Source organism: Burkholderia sp. YIM B11467, assembly GCF_052952715.1.
On sequence record NZ_JBQVSQ010000017.1, the window covers coordinates 104,522 to 125,106 of the forward strand.

12 protein-coding genes are annotated in these 20,585 nt (G+C 65.7%); 3 read left to right on the forward strand and 9 right to left on the reverse strand.

Translation table 11 applies throughout. The features are described 5' to 3' along the window. Positions 1-10: 10 nt before the first annotated feature. Together ACTRWB_RS35780 and ACTRWB_RS35785 are read right to left on the reverse strand one after the other, a co-directional pair. The gene (locus ACTRWB_RS35780) at positions 11-1,333 is read right to left on the reverse strand and encodes a galactosyl transferase GMA12/MNN10 domain protein (RefSeq protein ID WP_446904665.1); all 1,323 of its coding nucleotides are present in this window, start codon (positions 1,331-1,333) and stop codon (positions 11-13) included. Beyond that, entirely contained in the window at positions 1,330-2,301 is a 972-nt protein-coding gene (locus ACTRWB_RS35785) for a class I SAM-dependent methyltransferase (RefSeq protein ID WP_446904666.1), read from the reverse strand. The genes ACTRWB_RS35780 and ACTRWB_RS35785 overlap by 4 nt, the downstream gene beginning before the upstream one ends. Before the next feature lie 18 nt (positions 2,302-2,319). On the opposite strand from ACTRWB_RS35785, the gene ACTRWB_RS35790 reads away from it, so the two are divergent. From ACTRWB_RS35790 to ACTRWB_RS35800, 3 genes are all read left to right on the forward strand, one after another. Continuing rightward, on the forward strand, positions 2,320-3,462 hold the full coding sequence (locus tag ACTRWB_RS35790; protein ID WP_446904667.1) for a DUF2827 domain-containing protein: 1,143 nt from the start codon (positions 2,320-2,322) through the stop codon (positions 3,460-3,462). A 785-nt stretch (positions 3,463-4,247) separates the two neighbouring features. Next, positions 4,248-5,051 (forward strand): EAL domain-containing protein, encoded by an 804-nt coding sequence (locus ACTRWB_RS35795; protein WP_446904668.1) that lies wholly within the window; start codon positions 4,248-4,250, stop codon positions 5,049-5,051. Positions 5,052-5,139: 88 nt separating this feature from the next. Next, entirely contained in the window at positions 5,140-5,556 is a 417-nt protein-coding gene (locus ACTRWB_RS35800) for a hypothetical protein (protein WP_446904669.1), read from the forward strand. An 81-nt stretch (positions 5,557-5,637) separates the two neighbouring features. Here the strand turns inward: ACTRWB_RS35800 and ACTRWB_RS35805 are convergent, their stop codons facing one another. The 7 genes from ACTRWB_RS35805 to ACTRWB_RS35835 all read right to left on the reverse strand — a co-directional run bounded on the left by ACTRWB_RS35805 (position 5,638) and on the right by ACTRWB_RS35835 (position 20,082). After that, on the reverse strand, positions 5,638-7,617 hold the full coding sequence (locus tag ACTRWB_RS35805; protein WP_446904670.1) for an FkbM family methyltransferase: 1,980 nt from the start codon (positions 7,615-7,617) through the stop codon (positions 5,638-5,640). Between the two features lie 23 nt (positions 7,618-7,640). After that, positions 7,641-8,777, reverse strand: coding sequence for a DUF2827 family protein (locus ACTRWB_RS35810; protein ID WP_446904671.1), 1,137 nt, complete (start codon positions 8,775-8,777; stop codon positions 7,641-7,643). Between the two features lie 31 nt (positions 8,778-8,808). Then, positions 8,809-9,276, reverse strand: coding sequence for a DUF4019 domain-containing protein (locus ACTRWB_RS35815; protein WP_446904672.1), 468 nt, complete (start codon positions 9,274-9,276; stop codon positions 8,809-8,811). Between the two features lie 25 nt (positions 9,277-9,301). Next, positions 9,302-10,456: a DUF2827 domain-containing protein gene (locus ACTRWB_RS35820; protein WP_129515741.1), complete on the reverse strand. Its 1,155-nt coding sequence runs from the start codon at positions 10,454-10,456 to the stop codon at positions 9,302-9,304. Positions 10,457-10,470: 14 nt separating this feature from the next. Continuing rightward, on the reverse strand, positions 10,471-11,616 hold the full coding sequence (locus tag ACTRWB_RS35825) for a DUF2827 domain-containing protein (protein ID WP_129515740.1): 1,146 nt from the start codon (positions 11,614-11,616) through the stop codon (positions 10,471-10,473). A 395-nt stretch (positions 11,617-12,011) separates the two neighbouring features. After that, positions 12,012-12,674, reverse strand: a complete 663-nt coding sequence (locus tag ACTRWB_RS35830; RefSeq protein WP_446904673.1) for an OmpA family protein — start codon at positions 12,672-12,674, stop codon at positions 12,012-12,014. Between the two features lie 124 nt (positions 12,675-12,798). Then, on the reverse strand, positions 12,799-20,082 hold the full coding sequence (locus ACTRWB_RS35835) for a YadA-like family protein (RefSeq protein ID WP_446904674.1): 7,284 nt from the start codon (positions 20,080-20,082) through the stop codon (positions 12,799-12,801). Positions 20,083-20,585 lie beyond the last annotated feature (503 nt).

Sequence of the window (20,585 nt, forward strand, 5' to 3'; positions counted from 1 at the left end):
ATCGGCGGCTTCAGCGCAGCAACCCGTCGTCGTGCGCCATCATCAGCGCGCGCATGTCGGACCACATTCCGTAGTAGTGCACGATGTAGCTGTCCGCGCGGCGGAACAGCCAGGGCGTGTTGAAGCTGACGAGATCGGCCACGCCTTCCCCGTCCAGCTGCCCGTCGCGCTCCATCGCGCGAATGAAGTGCAGCTGGTCGCCATCGCTCGCATAGACGCTCGACCTGTCCTGCAGCGCGGTGATCGTCGCCATCATGTCGCGCAGCATCGTATCGTTGCGCTCGGTGCGCCGAAACGCCATCACGCCCGAGTTGAACGCCCACTGGCCGATGTCGTGCGCGAGCAGCCAGTCGCGCCCTTCGAGCAGCGGTTCCAGCGCTTTCTGCTGATCCGCGATCAGCACGTCGGCGTCGAGCCACACCACCCAGTCATGGTGCTGCAGATAACCGTGCAGCAGCCACGGCTTGAACCAGTTGCCGGTCGCGTTCAGCCCGATCTCGCCGGGGATGTCGCGATGCACATAGAGCGTGTAGCCGTGTGTGTCGCAGTAGCGCCGGAAATTCTGTTCCGCGATGCGCGCGTAGTTGCCGATGTTCGGTGTGTATAGCGTCATCACGGCAATCGAGCGGCCGGGATTGTAGGTGCTGCGCTCGGCGGAATCGGCCGGCTCGTTGCCGGCGTCGTGATCGAACGAGAACATCGGCTGGCCGGCGGCGCGGCATCGGTTGATATACGCAACCAGCGCGTCCCGAAAGCGCGGCGTCGCGCCTTTGCGTTCGGGATCGTGCGGCGTGTCGTCGATGCTGACCGCGAACGTCGGTACGCGGCTCCACATCGGATCGAGGTTGGGGCCGGTCGGCATCACCGGGCACAGCCCGTCGATCAGCGTCATGTAGTGATGCGTGTCCAGATCCGCGAACAGCGCGGCTTCCGACGTGAGCCGCGGCTCGCTGCCGAGCTTGCACCGCTGCACGAGCCGCATCACGATCGCCCGCACGGCCGCCGTGTTGCGCCAGACCTGCACGTCGACTTGAGGCAGCGGGTGCGCGAAGGCGTCGACGAGCAGCATGTCGCGCCCGGGCATCAGGCGATCCAGCGCGACGGGTTCGACGATCGCCGCGTCTTCGCTGAGCAGCAGCACGAGTTCGTCGGGCTGCGCGCCGCGCAGCACGTGGAGCAGCGATTCGTAGCGATACAACGGCCGCAGCGGCAGCGCCTGCGGCATCGCGGACGCGTCGACGATCTCGTGACGATAGCCGTGCGCCTGCGCGTAGCGGCGGTGATTCTCGAGGCTCGCGGGCGCGTCGTGACTGAAATGGCTGAGAACGATCATCGTGCGCCTGCAAGGTCGGGAAGCGGGCGCCGCAGGCGCTCGCGAACGCTCTCCATGCTCCAGAGCCCGAGACAGCGATCGGACATGGGCACCGTGCCGAGATCGCCGCCGTAGATGATGCATTCGTTGCTGCCTTCAACGATCAGCGTCAGCGGCGGATCGAGATCGAACGGCGCCATTTCGAGGTTGATCGGCGTCCACTGGCCGGTCGCGATGCTCGCGTTGCGCGGATAGCTGCGGTAGATGAAGGTCGTGGTCAGCAGGTAGCGCGCGTTGGTGGCCGCGAAGCGCTCGAATGCGCGAAACACGTCGGCATGGGAAAAGTGAAACAGGCAGTCGCGGCACAGGATCAGGTCGGCGTCCGGCAGCGGATCCTTCAGCAGGTCGAGATGCACGAAACGACGGTTCGGCGCGGTCCAGGTCGCCTGGTTGGCCGTGACGAGGTTCTGCACGATATCCGCACCGATGTAGTCGATGCCGTCGAGGTCGACATGGCGCATCCAGTTGAAATCGCCGCACGGCGCATCGAGCATCGAACGCACGCCGAAGCGGCGCAGCAACCCTGGCAACTCGCGAATGATCTGCGCGGTGTTCTTCAGCTCCGAACCCCACCCGGACACGCTCTCCTGAGAGTGCCACCCCTTTTCGTCATGGATTTTCTGGAAGACTTGCGCGGCGTCGTGTTCCATTTTGTCAGCCTTTTTCAATCGTGTTGCGGCGAGGTCGTGGGTTGTCCGTTCGAATGCCAAAAACAAGCCGCGACCTGGCGGCGCGGCGGGCGGCCCGAGTATCGTATAACGGCCTTGCGCATTTGTGCGGCCCGCCCGCGCCGCGTGCCGGGCACTAACCATCCATGACAGTGTGCGGGCCGGCGCTCCGCTAAAATACCGGGTTGCCGCCGGCGTGGGGCGCCGCTTGACGCGGGCGGCGCCTCGCGCGCTACACTGCGTCCATTCCACCCCTTCCAACCTTCCATCCCGCCGACGATGACGTCTCCTGCCCTGAACGGCCTGCGCATCGGTATCACGATCGGATTGCGTGCCCCCGACGAAAGCCTGTGGATCAACGGCATCAAGCAGAACGCGCTGTTTCTCGCGAAGCTGCTGATGGCGTCGCCGCGCGGCTACTGCGTGACGCTGGTCAACACCACCGACGTGCCGCTCACCGATGCGCTGCCGTGGGATCGCGGCGTGTACGACACGCGCGCGTTCGCCGACATGAAGGATGCGCTCGACGTGGTGATCGAGCTTGGCGGGCAGATCGACGGCGAGCAGACGGCCTACCTGAAAGCGCGCGGCGCGAAGATCGTCAGCTACTGCTGCGGCGTCGAGTACATCAATGCGATGGAGTCGATGCTGTTCGGCCGCCGGATGTGGGACGCGCTCTTCATCAACCGCGGCTACGACGAGGTGTGGGCGATTCCGCAGATCGCGCCGTCGTCGCTGCCGTTCCTGCAGTCGCTGCGCCGCTGCCCGGGGCGCGTCGTGCCGTTCGTGTGGGATCCGATGTTCCTGAGCGCGCGTGCGCAGTCGCTGCCCGAGCACGGCGAATACCGGCCGCGCAGCGAGCCCGGCAAGCGACTGACGGTGATGGAGCCGAATCACAACGTCGTGAAGTTCTGCGTGTATCCGATGCTGATCATCGACGAAGCGTATCGCCGCGACCCCGATGCGATCTGCTTCACGCACGTGACGAACGCCGATCGCCTCGCGCACGACAGCCCCGAGTTCGTGATGCTGATGAACTACCTGGACATCGTGCGTGCGGGCAAGGCGAGCTTCGTCGGGCGCTTCGACACGCCGCTGTTCCTGGCCGACCTGACCGATATCGTCGTGTCGCATCAATGGTCGAACCCGCTCAACTATTTCTATTTCGACGTGTGCTGGCAGGGCTACCCGCTCGTGCACAACGCGAGCCTCGCGCCCGATCTGGGCTACTACTACCCGGACAACGACGTGCAGCAGGGCGCCGATGCGCTGCTGCGCGCGCTGCATACGCATGACGACGACTGGGAAGCGTACACGCGGCGCCAGCGCGAGATCCTCAGCCGCTACACGTCGGCGAATCCCGCGCTCGTCGCCGAGTACGACGCGCTGCTCGCGAATCTGGTCGGCGCGACGGCCGCATAACGCCCGCTTTTCCGCGGCGCACATTCGTTGCGCCGCCGGCCGCCATCGGGGTTGTCCTACCCTAATGTCTGACGAAATAGTGCCGTTAAAAAAAGAAACCGCCGAACCGGGTCGGTTCGACGGTTTTCGAAGGCACGAAATTGACGGCTCCGAGGGAAGTCCGTCGGAAATAAGTTTATAGGTTAACAAGTCTGGAAGATTGTTAAAGATGTTTCAATCGTTAATCATCATATAATTAAGCGCGCTATTATTGATTCAACGCGATTTGATTCTGCTTTGAAAATTCACAATATCGTTTGAAACGAGAAAATTGAATGCTGCGGTGATCGAATGATGCGCGGCGGCTGGTTTCCGGTGGATGGCAGCCCGTGTAGAAGGCTGGTGCAGCAAGCCCGGACATGGGTAGAGGGCGATGCTTCACGAACCGTTATTCATCAGATTAATTGGCTAATTTCAGATTTGCGAGACCAGTAAATCGCGGAAAAATCGATTCGGACAAAGCTGTTTAGGCGAAAAAGAGAAACGGTTTCGATTCGGGGTTCTGCAATTGATGTTGTGTAACCTGTCGCACTGTCGGCATCGGGTGCGCATGGTGTATTCCCAGATACTGAATATTGTTGAAAATATCGAATTTGACGGCGCGCCGAAGCGAACAGTACGCCCCCGGAAAAGATCGACATAACAGGATGGGCCGGGTAGGCGGCGGAGCACGTCAGGATCGGCTTGCTCCGCATGTTTCTTGAGGTCGAGCCGTGGTCTGGGCTCGCCATTTGCCGGAGCGCCGGATGAATGCGGTCGAAGCTCGCCTGGAGGCGAATCGGGAAGCGAATCGTGACGAAATCGATCTCGTGTTCGGCGCACCCGACGATCACCCCGACCTCGCGTCGGTACGCAGTTTCGTGGAAAGCCGGCTCGGGTTCGCGCACGAGCCCGTGTGCCGGGCCGATCTGTCGGGTGGCGTGCTGTACCGGGAATGCCTGGCGCGATTGCGGTGGGGCGAGCGCGATGTGCTGCCGCCGCTCGCCTTCCTGCCGCGTCTCGAGTCGCTCGGGCTGATGCGCTGGTTCGACCGGCTCGTGGTCGGCAGGACGATCGACGGGCTGCGCGCCGATCCGGCCGCCGTCTACGGTTGCAACGTCGCGGCGGCGAGCGCGGTCGTCGACGACGCGTGGCTGGCCATTTTCAAGCGGCTCGAGCGTGAGCCGTCGGTCGCCGCGCGGCTGGTGATCGAGATCACGGAGACGGGGCCGCTGAATCCCGTCGCGGGCCGGTCGTTCGTGAACCGCTTCCGGCAGGCCGGATGCCGTATCGCGATCGACGATTTCGGCGTCGGCTTCAGTGCATTGAACAATCTGGTGGTCGGCAATCCCGACATCGTGAAGCTCGACAGGTCGATCCTGGCGATGATCAAGCGCAACTCGATCGGGCGCTACCAGTTCCGCAGGCTGATCGCGTTCGCGCAAGAAGGTGCGCGGCACGTCGTCGTCGAAGGCGTGGAGACCGAGATCGACCGGCAGATTGTCGTGGATGCCGGCGTCGCGTGGGCGCAGGGCATCCGCTTTTCATGGCGGTCGCCGGCCGCCGCGTGACGGCGCGCGAACAGGCGGGGCGGCGCGCGTGATGTGCGCAAGGCGGGGCCGGCGCGGGGCCGGGGCGAATGACAAAAGGGGCGTGGGCATGGCGGAGACGAAGGCCGGAGTCGGAACGGGCACGCAGGCGGCAGATGCGCGCGACCTGGTCGCGCTCGCCGAGCTGGCCGACATGCTGTGGCAACTGGGCGCCGAATCGACCGACGTGCCGATCGATGTCGCGCCCTATCTCGACGGCCTGAAAGCCGTCGCGCGTCGCATTCAGCGGATGAAGCCGCTCGACGCCGGCGGTCGCGAGCTGGCGGCGCGGCACTATTACGCCGGCGTCATCGCGGGCGCGTGCGGCGACGATTCGGCGATCGCGCGCGGCGTATCCGACAACCTCTTCAAGCAATCCGCCGGCGCCAGCCGGCCGGCGGCCCGTTGTTTCGCGGTGCTCGCGCACACGGGGCGGCGGCATGGCCGCGTGTTCGCCGCACAATGCGGCGATCGGGTGCTGGTGTAGCGCGCGAATGCGCGTGCTGGCCGGCGTGCGGCCGGTGTCGACATGGTCCGGGCGCAGCCGCCCGGACGCGCGGCCAATCGATCAATCCTTCCCGAAACCGCCGAGCACCAGCGCCATCGCGCGGTCGATCGCGTCGTCCCATTTGCCGACGTGCGCGGCGCGCACGATCCGGATGCCCGGATAGAGCGCGGTGCGCGAGCCGGTTTCCCACCGCGCGTCGGCCTTCGGGCTCAGCAGCAGCACGGCCGGCACGCCGAGCGCGCCGGCGAGGTGGATGTGCGCGGTGCAGGTGGTCACCACGGCGTCCATCGCGAGCGTCAGTGCCGCGAGATCGCTGAAATCGCCGATTGCCTGATGCGGGAACGTCACCGGCAGGTCCGATTGCTCGGATTGCGCGGACAGGTCACGGTTGATGCAGTACGCGGCGTGACCCTGCATCCGGGTCAGCGGCGCGAAGTCACGCAGGCTGGCCGCGCGATGGAAGCGCGCGTCGCTGTCGTCGCGCCCGCGCCAGTTGAGCCCGATGCGGCGCGTGTCGGCCGAGTGGCCGTCGCGCGACACACGCTCGCGCCATGCGGCCGCGTGCGCAGGCGGGCACGACAGGTACGCGGCCGGCACGCCTTCCGGCGCCGGTGTGTAGCCGAACTGCGCGGCGAGCATCAGGAACGAGCACCAGTAGTCGTGCGCGATCTGCGACGCGTCGACCCACGCGCCATGCGCGCCGACGAACTCGATGCGCGGGAACGTATGGCGCAGCAGGCCCGTCAGCGCGTCGGGAACGACGACGGTCACGCTCTCGCAACCGAGCGAGTCGAGCGCATGCAGGTAACGCGCGTACTGGAGCTGATCGCCGACACCGCCGTAGCTGAGCACGAGCAGCCGCTTGCCTTGCAGCGACTGGCCCTGATAGAGCCGTTCCGTCGGCAGCCCGAACTGCGCGGCCGTCAGGACGTTTTCGCTGGCGACGGTGGCGCGTGCGGCCTCGTCGCGCCGGCCGGCGCGCAGCAGTAGCCCCGCGCGCGCCAGTTCGATCCGGCCGCGCGTCGCGTCGGGCAGCACGGCCGGATCGCCGAAGCGCTCGAGTGCCGCGAGCCCGGCCTCGGGCGCGCCGGCGAAGCCGTAGCACGACGCAAGCTGCAGCGCGATCGCATCGTCGTCGAGCCCGCGGCCGCGCGCGCGTTGCCAGCGGTCGATCGCGCGCCCCCACTCGCAGCGCGATTCGTGGTCGAGTGCACGGTTCCAGTTCGTCTCGGGCGTGTCGGTATCGGTATCGGCGTTGGCGGCAGCCGGGCTGTCCGCGCCGCTTTCGGCCGCCGCGGCGACGGCGAGCGGTTCGCCCGTGATGATCAGGCGTTGCCGGTCCCAGCGCGGGTTCGGCACGCAGAGCATGTTCAGCCCGTCGATCCGGTAGAACGTGTAGTCGAGACCGGCGAACGTCGCGATGATCGGCGCTTCGCCGACCTTCCAGTATTCGATCCAGCACCACGGCAGATGCGTTTCGATCAGCTGGCGCGCGCCGTGCAGCGCGTCGATCTCCATCCCTTCGATGTCGAGCTTCAGGAAGTCGAGCCGCGGCAGGCCGAGCGAATCGAGCCTGACGACCGGCGTCGGCGTGCCGCCCGCCGCGTGTGCGTCGACGAGCGAGACCTGACCGAAGTCGGCGTCCTGTCCGTAGTCGACTTCGGGCACCTTCATCGTGCCGTTGGCGCTCGCGAGCCCCATGTTCAGCAGATGGAGGTTGTCGAGCTGGTTGAGCGCAACGGTGCCGCCGAGCGCCTGGAACAGTGTGCGCTGCGGCTCGAACGCATAGACGCGGCCGCCGCGCTCGCGCAGCCGATGCGCGATCGGCACGCACACGAGCCCTGCATTGGCGCCGCCGTCCACCGCAATCGCGCCGTCGGGCAACTGGTCGATCACCGGCATCATCACGTCGAGCTCGCCCTGGATATGCGGCCGGCCGGTCTTGATCAGCGCCTCCGCCTGGAGCGCGCAGTGACGGTTGATGACGAACGGGCCGTGGATCGAATCGATCACGACGAAGTTGCGGACGGTCTGATTCATGGGCGAGGGGCAGGCGAAAGAGGTCAGCCGGGCACGCGGCCGGCAAACAGGTGCTGGATCTGCACGGAATAGGCGCGGACGTTGTGTTCGGCGAGCGTGTCGACCTGGTGCAGGCAGCGGCGGGCGGCCGCCGCGTAGTCGTCGAGCCGCGCGTCGTGCGTCTGCGCGGCGGTCGCGATCGCGCGCGCCGCGTCGAAGATCTCGAAGTCCGGGTAGTAGTAACCGACGTCGCGCAGGAACGGCGAGTTGTGCACCAGCGGGTAGTTGCCGTACAGCGCGTCGTACAGCAGGTAGTTGAGGCCGTTTTCCCAGTGATGCGACACGACGATGTCGGTGTGATGCGCAGCCCATGCGACGAACGGCGCGCGCACGTCGGCCGTCGCCTTGCCGTCGCGCACCATCTCGAGCCCGAGCGCGAGATGCTTGAAGGCGACGTTTTCCTTCTTGTCGAACGTGTTGGTCATGTACACGTGCTCGACCAGCTCCGGGTGTTCGACGTAGCACGCGTTCGCGGCGAGCATCGGCACGATCGAGCTCTTCACGACGTTCAGGTTCGGTTCGAAGAACGCGATGCGCTTCGCGGGGCCGTGGTTGCGATAACCGAAGCGCGCCTTCAGTTCGGGGTCGGCCGCGAGGCTGCGTTCGATGAAATACGGCGACCAGATGTGCGGCAGCTCGATCACCGGCGCGCGATAGACGGCCTGGAAATAGGCCGCGCACGTGTGCATGTGCTGCGGGTTGGTCCAGATCTCGTCGAACTGCACGCGGTGCGGGTTCGGCCGCCAGTCGTTCTTCTCGAAGTTGATCGTCTCGACCGCGATCACGTAGTCGTTGCCGAAGCGGTACGACACGCACTTGCCGCCGCGCCGGCGCACGACCTCCGTGTGCGACGGATCGACGAACGCGTTCATCTCGATCAGCAGGTCGGTCTGGTGGACGATGGCCGACAGCGGCCGCAGCGCGTCGCCGAACGCGTCCATCATCAGCGCCTGCGGGTAGTCGGTGATGCCGTCGTCGTGCGCGAGCCAGACCTCGCCGATCAGCGGCGACTGCTTCAGCAGCATGTACAGGTACACGCAGTGCTGGTTCGCGCCGTTGTACCAGATCGACTGCGTCGCGTCGCGCTGCACGTTCATCGTTATCGCGACATTGAGTTTCATATCGGCTCCGGTGAGGCGGGCGGTTCTTCGCTTACTGCACGGCGCCTTGCGACTGGCGCGGCACGTAGCCCGTCAGGTGCCAGCGGCCGTCGTCGTCGAGACGAAAACTCAGCTTCTCGAACACGGTCGCGCCGCTCGTGAGCGTCGTCGCGTAGTCGACGTTCGCGTAGAGGCCGTCCGGCGTCGTCGACGAATTCGAGTAGCGGATGCGCGTGATCTGCGCCCAGCCGCGATGGTCGACCGCGCCGAAGGACTGGCGCGCACGTTGCATGTCGGCCGCGAACTGATCCTGCTTGATGCGCGCCTTCACGAACGCGGCGGCATCGCTCCACACTGCACCGTACTGGCCGGCGTCGAGCAGCTTGAACACCGCGTTCGAGTCGCGCAGCAGCGAGTCGGCCGATTCGCCGGCGGATTGTGCGTGTGCGCCGATCGCAATCGAAGCGACGGCGCAGCCGATCAGCCATTTGGCGCGGGAGAGGGGCGGGCGTGCGTTCATGTCGGGGTCCGGAAAGGGCGGCGCGTCACGCGTCGCGATAGAGGGCGGCGATCGCGTCCGAGTAAGCGGCGACGTTCGCGGGGTTGTAGATGCTGACCGACGACAGCACGTGCTTCGACTGCTCGCGGTAGGCTTCCAGATTCGCGTCGTGCTCGGCGAACGCCTGCAGCAGTGCACGGCCGCCGGCCTGGCAGTCGAAGTCCGGATAGAAATACCCGGCCTTGCCGAGGAACGGCGAGTTGTGGATCAGCGGATAGTCGCCGTACAGCAGCTCGTAATACAGGTAGTTCTGCGCGTTTTCCCACGTGTGCGACACCACCGCATCGCCGTACGCGGCCATGAACTCGTACACCGCATAACGGCTTTCGAACGTCGTGATCCCGTGGTTCACGATGTCGAGGCTCTTCGCGAAGTGGACGAAGGTCGCGTGCTCCTTGATGTGGATCGTGTTGCACACGCGCACGAACTCCAGGAACCGCGGATCGGCGCGGTACGCCTCTTCCGTGACCAGCATCGGGATGATGCTCGTCTTCACCATGCAGATGTTCGGCTCGAACATCGTCACGCGCCAGCGCGGCTTGCCCGGCTGATAGCCGTACGACAAACCGCCGCCGAGCGTCGCGCGTGCCTTGTCGAACAGCATCGGATGCCAGATGTGCGGAACGATCGTGACCGGCGCGCGCAGGCCGGTCTGGTAATAGTGCAGGCACGAGCGCTCGAACTCGGGAATCGTCCACACCGCGTCGTACGGCGCGCCCGAGAACAGGAAGCCCGACGGCTTGTTGAACATCGCGCGTTCGATGTCGATCACGTAGTCGTTGCCGACCCGCATCGTGACGACCTTGCCGCCGCGCTCGTGGAACGCGCGCAGGTAGTCCGCGCCGAACTGCGCGCTCATTTCGATCAGGACATCGCAGCGTTGCAGCGCTTCGTCCATCGACAGCAGCGGCACGTCCCATTCGCCGAGCATCATCTGTGGATCGGCGACCTGTTCGCCGCCGTTCACCATCACGGCTTCCGCGACGAGCGGCGACTGGCGCAGCAGCAGGATCAGCAGCAGGCAGTTCTGGAAAATGCCGTTTTCCCACAGCGACTGGCCGGCGCCGCGCACGAACAGCGACACGCCGACGACGAGACGTTTGCCGTCGCCGGGCGCTTGACGGGCATTGGAGTCCGACATGCGTATTCTCCGGTTCAGGCGACCAGACGCGAGACGAACGCGTCGAGGTTCGCGGGGTTGTCGATCGACACCGACTGCAGCAGCCGGCCGGCCTTCGCACGATAGTCGTCGAGGCGTTCGTCGTGATGCAGCCACGCATCGAGCAGCGCGCGGCCGCCCGCGGCGGCGTCGAAGTCCGGGTAGTAATAACCGGCGTCGCCGAGCAGCGTCGAGTTGTGGATCAGCGGATAACCGCCGTGCAGCACGTCGTAATACAGATAGTTCTGCCCGTTTTCCCAATGGTGCGACACGACCGCATCCGCGTGGCGCGCCATGAAGCCCGGCAGGTCGATGCGCGGTTCGAAGGTCGCCTTGTGCTGGCGCACGAGATCGAGGCTGTTCGCGAAGTGCACGAAGGTCGGATGCTCCTTCATGTGCATCGAGTTGACGACGAACATGTGCTGAACCGCGTCCGGCCGCGCGCGGTAGAGTTCGTCGCACGCGAGCATCGGGTAGTGACAGGACTTGACGACCGAGATGTTCGGTTCGAGCATCGCCAGGCGCCACGGGCGCTGGCCCGGCCGATAGCCGAACGTCGCGCCTTCGCCGGCGAGCGCGGCGATGCGGCGATCGAGGAAGTACGGCGACCAGATGTGCGGCATCAGGTGCACCGGCGCGCGCAGGATCGTCTGCAGCATCGGCGCCGCGGTCTTGTCGTATTGCGGCAGCAGCCACACTTCATCGAACGGCGCGCCGTTGAAGATGTGACCGGACGGCTTTTCGAAGATCGGGGTTTCGCACAGGCCGGCGTACACGTGCCCGCAGAAGAACGCGGCGATTTTCTTGCCGAGCGCCTTCATGTGCCTGAGCCATTCGACCGGCAGCTGCGCGCCCATTTCGATCACGACGTCGAGTTCGTGCGTGACGTCGGCGGGTTTCACGAGCGGGATGTCGAGGCCGTCGAGTTCGAGGCCGGCCGGCAGCGCGTTGGCGTCGCCGCCGTTCAGGAAATAGACCGGGCCGACGCGATCCGAGCGCTTGAGCATCATCGCGAGGAACGCGATGTTCTGGTGAATGCCGTTTTCCCAGATCGCCTGGCCGTCCCGCGCAAACAGCGAGATGCCGACGGCCGGCCGTTGCTTGCGGGTGCCGCCCGAAGCGGCTTCATTGATGTCCGTCACCGGTTGGTTTCCTCTGCGGCGTCGTGCGTCCGGGCGCGGCGTCGAACGCGTGGACCGGAAGCGGCGCGCCGTGGATTGTCATGGTTGCATTCGCGCCGGTGCGTCGCGGCCGGCGAATCGTGCGACGTGGATCGCGGGGGCGGCAGCCGGATTCCGGCGTGTCGTCGGGCACGCCTGGCACGGCGCGCGATGCGGGCAGGCTGCCCCGGCGACTGTCTGTCGGCGATTGTGGCACGGAAATCGCCGGTTTGTGGCGGGATGTGACGAACTTTGACATAGTCGCCGGCCCAACCGGAGCGGGGCGCCGGCGAGGCGGCGCGAGGGGTGCCCGGCGGGTGTTTGGCGCGGCGCTGGCGGCCTGCCGGAGCGGGCCGCCATGTGCGGCGGCCGCTTGTTCAGTGTTGCAGCGTGATTTCGACGCGGCGGTTGCTGGCGCGGCCCTCGGCCGTCGCGTTGGAGGCGACCGGATCGGCCTTGCCGCGGCCCGTGACCGTCATCGAGTCGGCCTTCAGCCCGTGCGCCTTCAGATAGGCGGCGACGGCTTCGGCGCGGCGCTGCGACAGCGCGAGGTTGTAGTCGTCGCTGCCCACCGAATCCGTGAAGCCGGTGATCGTCACTTTCGAGTACGTGTGGTCCGCGTGCTCGCTCAGCAGCAGGTCGAGCGATTCGCGCGCGGTCGGCGCGAGCGTCGCGTGGTCTGTGGCGAACAGTGCGTCGCCCGACAGGTTCACGTGTTCGACGGTGGCGGCCGTCGGCTCGGCGGCCGAGGCCGGCTCCGCCGGTGCGGCGCCGCACTGGAATACCAGCGATGCCGGGTCGGAGCCGTCGCGCAGCGCGCGGGCCGAGTCGACGGTGCGCACCGGCTGGTCGCCGCAGATCTTGCGGGCGGCTTTCATGCAGGTCTGCGGGCCGGACAGCAGGCCGTGGCAGTCCACCTGGAACGTGCGCACGCCGTCGCGCGGCTGCAGTTCGGAGGCGCTGAAGGTCGGGCCGGATGCGGTCGAGCACGCGGCGAGGGCCATGGCGGAAAGCGCGAGTGCAAGAGCGAGTTTGTTCACGATTACGTCCTTAAAGCTTGGGTTGACCGAGGTCCGCCGCGGGTGGCGCGGCGGGCTCGTCCTGCTGTCGGGGCCGCCGCGGGCCGTCCGGCTGGCGAGCCGGGCGGCCTGGCGGCGCGACGCGTTACTTCCACTGATACAGCATGCCGGCGCCGATCACCTTCTGACCGCCGCTGAAACCGCCGTTGATCGACGCTTTCAGGTTCTCCGTGATGCGGGCCTGCATGTTGACCGCCATCGCCTTCTGGCCGAGGAAGGTCGACGTACCGACCCCCATGCCGAAGTTGGCGTCGCGATCGAGCTGCGGGATCGAGGCCATCGCACCGACGGCCGCGATACCTTGCTTCGCCATCTGGTCGGTCTGCTGCAGTTGCGAACCCAGCGAGTTGATCTGCGCCTGCTGGCCCGACAGCGCCGTCGACAGCGTCGTCTGCACCTGCGTCAGCTGGTTCACGTTCACCGCGTCGGTGCCTTGCGTACCCGGCGCGACGTTCACGATCTGGCGCTGCTGCGTGTCGTTGCCGACCGACACCACGTTCTGGCGGCCGCCGTCCGTCGAATTCGCGCCGATCGCCACCGAGTTCGAGCCGGCGGTGACGGTCGGGACGTCGGTGCCCTTGCCGTTCATGTCGGCCGCGACGCCGTTGTTGTTGGCCGAACGGATGTTGTTGTTGTTGATCGACGTCGACAACTGGTTCAGCGTGTTGTTGATGTTCGACACGCCGCTCGACAGCGAGGCCACGTTGCTGTTCGTCGTGCTCAGGCCGGTGGACAGCGAACCGATGCCCGTCGAGGTCGACGTCGACAGCGAGTTGACGTTGCTGTTCGTCGTGCTCAGGCCCGTCGACAGCGAGTTGATCGCGGTCGAGGTCGACGTGGACAGCGAGGCCACGTTGCTGTTGGTCGTGCTCAGGCCGGTCGACAGCGAGCCGATGCCGGTCGACAGCGACGCGACGTTCGACGCGGTGGACGTCGACAGCGCGTTGACCGCGTTGTTCGTCGCATTGAGCTGGCTGCCGTTGATCGCGTCCGTGCTGGTGGCCGAGATCCGGCCCGCGGCGACGTTCGTGATCTGGCGTTCCTGGCCCGGTGCGCCGACGCTCACCACGCCGACCGGCGAGTTGCCCGCGAAGAAGTACGTGACACCGCCGATCGTGGCGCTCGACGTCGGATTCGCGGCGCTCGTCACCGAGTTCGCGCCGAGTGCGATCGAGTTGGCGACGTTGGCTTGCGCGTTCGTGCCGAAGGCGAGCGCGTCGGCGGCCGTGGCCTTGGCAGCCGAGCCGTAGGCCTGTGCGCCGGTGGCGCTGGCCGTGGACTGGTTGCCCAGCGCGATCGTGTTGTCCGCGGTGGCCTGGTTCGAGCTGCCGAGGGCGAGCGCGCTGGCGCCGTTTGCCGTGTTCGCGTTGCCGAGCGCCACTGCGCCGTTGCCGGTCGCCGTGTCGTTCGCGCCCATCGCCACCGCGCCGGTGCCCGTCGCGATGCTCGGGTCGCCGATCGCGACCGCGCCGTCGCCGGTCGCGGTGTTGCCGGAGCCGATCGACACGGCCTTGCCGCCCGTTGCCGATGCGTTCTGGCCGATTGCGACCGCGCCTGCCGACTGTGCGTTCGAGCCGTCGCCGACTGCCACGCTGCTTGCGCCCGCCGCGCTGGCGTTCACGCCGGCCGCGAGGGCGTTGGTGCCCGTTGCGCCCGTGTTGTCGTAGTTGGCTTGCTGCGTGCCGTTGTCGTTGACGCTGTAGTAGTGCGTCTTCGCGGCGTTGATCGCGGTCGAGGTCGAGGTCGACAGCGACGTCACCGAGCTGTTCGTCGTGCTCAGGCCGGTGGACAGCGAGCCGATGCCGGTCGACGTCGACGTGGACAGCGACAGGATCGTGCTGTCCGTGCTGCTCAGGCCGGTGGACAACGAGCTGATGCCGGTCGACGTCGAAGTCGACAGCGACGTGATCGAGCTGTTGGCCGACGAGAGGCCGGTCGACGTGGAAGTCGACAGCGAGCTGATGGAGCTGTTTGCCGAGGACAGGCCAGTCGACGTGGAAGTCGACAGCGAGGTCACCGAGCTGTTCGTGCTGCTCAGGCCGGTGGACAGCGAGCTGATGCCGGTCGAGGTCGAAGTGGACAGCGAAGTGATCGAGCTGTTGGCCGACGAGAGGCCGGTCGAGGTCGAGGTCGACAGCGACGTGATCGAGCTGTTAGCCGACGACAGGCCGGTCGACGTGGAAGTCGACAGCGAGGTGATCGAGCTGTTAGCCGACGACAGGCCAGTCGAGGTCGACGTGGACAGCGACGTGATCGAGCTGTTAGCCGACGACAGGCCGGTCGAGGTCGAGGTCGACAACGACGTGATCGAGCTGTTAGCCGAGGACAGGCCGGTCGACGTGGAAGTCGACAGCGAGGTGATCGAGCTATTTGCCGACGACAGACCCGTCGAGGTCGAGGTCGACAGCGAGGTGATCGAGCTATTTGCCGACGACAGACCGGTCGAGGTCGAGGTCGACAGCGAAGTGATCGAGCTGTTAGCCGACGACAGGCCAGTCGACGTCGAAGTCGACAGCGATGCCACCGAACTGTCGGTCGAGCTGAGGCCGGTCGACAGCGAGCTGATACCGGTCGAGGTCGAGGTGGACAGCGAGGTGATCGAGCTGTTCGCGGACGACAGACCCGTCGACGTGGACGTCGAGAGCGATGCCACCGAACTGTCGGTCGAGCTGAGGCCCGTGGACAGCGAGCTGATACCGGTCGAGGTCGAGGTGGACAGCGAGGTGATCGAGCTATTCGCAGACGACAGACCCGTCGAGGTCGAGGTCGACAGCGACGTGATGGAGCTGTTCGCGGACGACAGACCCGTCGAAGTCGAAGTCGACAGCGACGCCACCGAGCTGTCGGTCGAGCTGAGGCCCGTGGACAGCGAGCTGATACCGGTCGAGGTCGAGGTGGACAGCGAGGTGATCGAGCTATTCGCGGACGACAGGCCGGTCGAGGTCGAGGTCGAGAGCGACGTGATCGAGCTGTTGGCCGACGACAGACCCGTCGAGGTCGAGGTGGACAACGACGCCACCGAGCTGTCGGTCGAGCTGAGGCCCGTGGACAGCGAGCTGATACCGGTCGAGGTCGAGGTGGACAGCGAGGTGATCGAGCTATTCGCGGACGACAGGCCGGTCGAGGTCGAGGTCGAGAGCGACGTGATCGAGCTGTTGGCCGACGACAGACCCGTCGAGGTCGAGGTGGACAACGACGTCACCGAGCTGTCGGTCGAGCTGAGGCCGGTGGACAGCGAGCTGATACCGGTCGAGGTCGACGTGGACAGCGACGTGATCGAGCTATTCGCAGACGACAGACCCGTCGAGGTCGAAGTCGACAGCGAGGTGATGGAGCTGTTAGCGGACGACAGACCCGTCGACGTCGAAGTCGAGAGCGATGCCACCGAACTGTCGGTCGAGCTGAGGCCCGTGGACAACGAGTTGATACCGGTCGAGGTCGACGTGGACAGCGACGTGATCGAGCTATTCGCGGACGACAGACCCGTCGAGGTCGACGTGGACAGCGAGGTGATGGAGCTGTTCGCGGACGACAGGCCCGTCGAAGTCGAGGTCGACAGCGAAGTGATCGAGCTGTTGGCCGACGACAGGCCGGTCGACGTCGCCGTCGACAGCGACGCCACGGAGCTGTCGGTCGAGCTGAGGCCGGTGGACAACGAGCTGATACCGGTCGAGGTCGACGTCGACAGCGACGCCACGGAGCTGTCGGTCGAGCTGAGGCCGGTGGACAACGAGCTGATACCGGTCGAGGTCGACGTCGACAGCGACGCCACGGAGCTGTCGGTCGAGCTGAGGCCGGTGGACAACGAGCTGATACCGGTCGAGGTCGAAGTCGACAGCGACGTGATCGAGCTATTGGCCGACGACAGGCCCGTCGACGTGGAGGTCGACAGCGACGTGATGGAGCTGTTGGCCGAGGACAAACCGGTCGAAGTCGAAGTCGACAGCGAGGTCACCGAGCTGTCGGTCGAGCTGAGGCCGGTGGACAACGAGCTGATACCGGTCGAGGTCGAAGTCGACAGTGACGTGATCGAGCTGTTCGCGGACGAAAGGCCAGTCGAGGTCGAGGTCGAGAGCGATGCCACCGAACTGTCGGTCGAGCTGAGGCCGGTGGACAGCGAGCTGATGCCGGTCGAGGTCGACGTGGACAACGACGTGATCGAGCTGTTCGCCGAAGACAGGCCGGTCGACGTGGAGGTCGACAGCGAGGTGATCGAGCTGTTGGCCGACGAGAGGCCGGTCGACGTGGAAGTCGACAGCGAAGTCACCGAGCTGTCGGTTGAGCTGAGGCCGGTAGACAGCGAGCTGATACCGGTCGAGGTCGAGGTGGACAGCGACGTGATCGAGCTGTTCGCCGACGACAGGCCGGTCGAGGTCGAGGTCGACAGCGAGGTGATCGAGCTGTTGGCCGACGACAGGCCGGTCGACGTGGAGGTCGACAGCGACGTGATTGAGCTATTTGCCGACGACAGACCCGTCGAGGTCGAGGTCGAGAGCGAGGTGATCGAGCTGTTAGCCGACGACAGGCCGGTCGACGTCGAAGTCGACAGCGAAGTCACCGAGCTGTCGGTCGAGCTGAGGCCGGTGGACAGCGAGCTGATACCGGTCGAGGTCGAGGTGGACAGGGACGTGATAGAGCTGTTAGCCGACGACAGACCGGTCGACGTGGAGGTCGACAGGGAGGTGATCGAGCTGTTTGCCGACGACAAGCCCGTCGACGTGGACGTCGACAGCGAGGTCACCGAACTGTCGGTCGAGCTGAGGCCGGTGGACAGCGAGCTGATGCCGGTCGAGGTCGACGTGGACAGCGACGTGATGGAGCTGTTCGCCGACGACAGGCCCGTCGACGTGGAAGTCGACAGCGAGGTCACCGAACTGTCGGTCGAGCTGAGGCCGGTGGACAGCGAGCTGATGCCGGTCGAGGTCGACGTGGACAGCGACGTGATCGAGCTATTTGCCGACGACAGGCCGGTCGAGGTCGAGGTCGACAGCGAGGTGATCGAGCTGTTAGCCGACGACAGGCCCGTCGACGTGGAAGTCGACAGCGAAGTCACCGAGCTGTCGGTCGAGCTGAGGCCCGTGGACAGCGAGCTGATGCCGGTCGAGGTCGACGTGGACAGCGACGTGATGGAGCTGTTCGCCGAAGACAGGCCTGTCGAAGTCGAGGTCGACAGTGAAGTGATCGAGCTGTTGGCCGAAGACAGGCCCGTCGACGTGGACGTCGACAGCGAGGTCACCGAACTGTCGGTCGAGCTGAGGCCCGTGGACAGTGAGCTGATGCCAGTCGAGGTCGAGGTGGACAGCGACGTGATGGAGCTATTAGCCGATGACAGGCCGGTCGACGTGGAGGTCGACAGCGAGGTGATCGAGCTGTTAGCCGACGACAGGCCCGTCGAGGTCGACGTGGACAGCGAGGTGATCGAGCTGTTGGCCGACGACAGACCCGTCGACGTGGAGGTCGACAGCGAGGTGATCGAGCTGTTAGCCGACGACAGGCCCGTCGAGGTCGACGTGGACAGCGACGTGATCGAGCTGTTGGCCGACGACAGGCCGGTCGAGGTCGAGGTCGACAGCGACGTGATGGAGCTGTTGGCCGACGACAGACCCGTCGAGGTCGAGGTGGACAACGACGTGATCGAGCTGTTGGCCGACGAGAGACCCGTCGAGGTCGAGGTCGACAGCGAAGTGATCGAGCTATTGGCCGACGACAGGCCCGTCGAGGTCGACGTGGACAGCGAAGTGATCGAGCTGTTGGCCGACGAGAGGCCGGTCGACGTGGAAGTCGACAGCGAAGTGATCGAGCTATTAGCCGACGACAGGCCGGTCGACGTGGAGGTCGACAGCGACGTGATCGAGCTATTAGCCGACGACAAGCCGGTCGACGTGGAAGTCGACAACGACGAAATGGCGCTGGTCGCGGTACCAACCTGTTGGGCAACCGAATAAAGCTGGCTGCCGTTGATCGCGTCGGTACTGGTCTGCGTCACCTGGCCGGCGGCGACGTTGGTGATTTGTCGCTCGTTGCCCGCGCTGCCGACACTTACGGTGCCGACCGGCGCGGTGCCTGCGAATCCACCGAACGTGACACCGCTGACGGTCGCGCTGCTCGTGGGATTGGCCGCGGCGGTCTGCGAGTTGGCGCCGAGCGCGACCGAATTGTTCGTACCAGCGACGGCGCCGCTGCCGATGGCGACTGCGTCGGTGCCGGTCGCGGTGCTGTCGGGGCCGGTCGAGTTCGCGTGGAAGTACTTGATGCCCTGGCTGTTGATGTTGTTGATCGCCGAGCCGACGCTGTTGGCGGTCGACGTCGTGCCGTTCGCGTTGTAAGTCGTGTATGCCGGCGCGGAGACCGTTCCGGTCGTCGGGTCGTACGTGGAGCCGCCACCGAGTGCCGATGCCGTGCTGTTGCCGANGGTCGTGTATGCCGGCGCGGAGACCGTTCCGGTCGTCGGGTCGTACGTGGAGCCGCCACCGAGTGCCGATGCCGTGCTGTTGCCGAGGTTGTCCGTCTTGACCGTGACCGTGCTCAGGCCAGTCGACAGCGAACCGATCGAGCTCGTGGCCGTCGAGAGACCCGTCGACGTCGAGGTCGACAGCGACAGGACCGAGCTGTTTGTCGAGCTGATGCCGGTGGACAGCGAGTTGATGCCGGTCGAGGTCGACGTAGACAGCGACGTGATCGAGCTGTTGGCCGACGAGAGGCCCGTCGACGAGGAGGTCGACAGCGAGGTGATCGAGCTGTTGGCCGACGACAGACCCGTCGACGTGGAAGTCGAGAGCGACGTGATGGAGCTATTGGCCGACGAGAGGCCAGTCGACGAGGAGGTCGACAGCGAGGTGATCGAGCTGTTAGCCGACGACAGACCCGTCGACGTGGAAGTCGACAGCGAAGTCACCGAGCTGTTTGTCGAGCTGAGGCCGGTGGACAGCGAGCTGATGCCGGTCGAGGTCGACGTGGACAGCGAGGTGATCGAGCTGTTGGCCGACGACAGACCCGTCGACGTGGAAGTCGAGAGCGAAGTGATCGAGCTATTAGCCGAGGACAGGCCGGTCGACGTGGAAGTCGACAGCGAAGTCACCGAGCTGTTGGTCGAGCTCAGGCCGGTGGACAGCGAGCTGATGCCGGTCGAGGTCGACGTGGACAGCGAGGTGATCGAGCTATTGGCCGACGACAAGCCGGTCGACGTGGAAGTCGACAGCGACGTGATGGAGCTATTGGCCGACGAGAGACCCGTCGAAGTCGACGTGGACAGCGAGGTGATCGAGCTATTGGCCGACGACAGGCCGGTCGACGTGGAGGTCGACAGCGAGGTGATCGAGCTGTTGGCTGACGACAAGCCGGTCGACGTGGAAGTCGACAGCGAAGTCACCGAGCTGTTGGTCGAGCTGAGGCCGGTGGACAGCGAGCTGATGCCGGTCGAGGTCGAGGTGGACAGCGACGTGATCGAGCTATTAGCCGACGACAGGCCGGTCGAGGTCGACGTCGACAGCGAGGTGATCGAGCTGTTCGCCGACGACAGGCCCGTCGAGGTCGAGGTCGACAGCGAGGTGATCGAGCTGTTGGCCGACGACAGACCCGTCGACGTGGAAGTCGAGAGCGAAGTGATCGAGCTATTGGCCGACGAGAGGCCAGTCGACGAGGAGGTCGACAGCGAGGTGATCGAGCTGTTAGCCGACGACAGACCCGTCGACGTCGAAGTCGACAGCGAAGTGATCGAGCTGTTCGCCGACGAGAGGCCGGTCGAGGTCGAGGTGGACAGCGAGGTGATCGAGCTATTCGCCGACGACAGGCCGGTCGAGGTCGAGGTCGACAGCGAAGTGATCGAGCTGTTGGCCGACGACAGACCCGTCGAGGTCGAGGTCGACAACGACG

Coding starts and splice junctions, on each gene's coding strand:
- ACTRWB_RS35780 (WP_446904665.1), bottom strand. CDS start 1,333: ATGATCGTTCTCAGCCATTTCAGTCACGACGCGCCCGCGAGCCTCGAG.
- ACTRWB_RS35790 (WP_446904667.1), top strand. CDS start 2,320: ATGACGTCTCCTGCCCTGAACGGCCTGCGCATCGGTATCACGATCGGA.
- ACTRWB_RS35795 (WP_446904668.1), top strand. CDS start 4,248: ATGAATGCGGTCGAAGCTCGCCTGGAGGCGAATCGGGAAGCGAATCGT.
- ACTRWB_RS35800 (WP_446904669.1), top strand. CDS start 5,140: ATGGCGGAGACGAAGGCCGGAGTCGGAACGGGCACGCAGGCGGCAGAT.
- ACTRWB_RS35805 (WP_446904670.1), bottom strand. CDS start 7,617: ATGAATCAGACCGTCCGCAACTTCGTCGTGATCGATTCGATCCACGGC.
- ACTRWB_RS35810 (WP_446904671.1), bottom strand. CDS start 8,777: ATGAAACTCAATGTCGCGATAACGATGAACGTGCAGCGCGACGCGACG.
- ACTRWB_RS35815 (WP_446904672.1), bottom strand. CDS start 9,276: ATGAACGCACGCCCGCCCCTCTCCCGCGCCAAATGGCTGATCGGCTGC.
- ACTRWB_RS35820 (WP_129515741.1), bottom strand. CDS start 10,456: ATGTCGGACTCCAATGCCCGTCAAGCGCCCGGCGACGGCAAACGTCTC.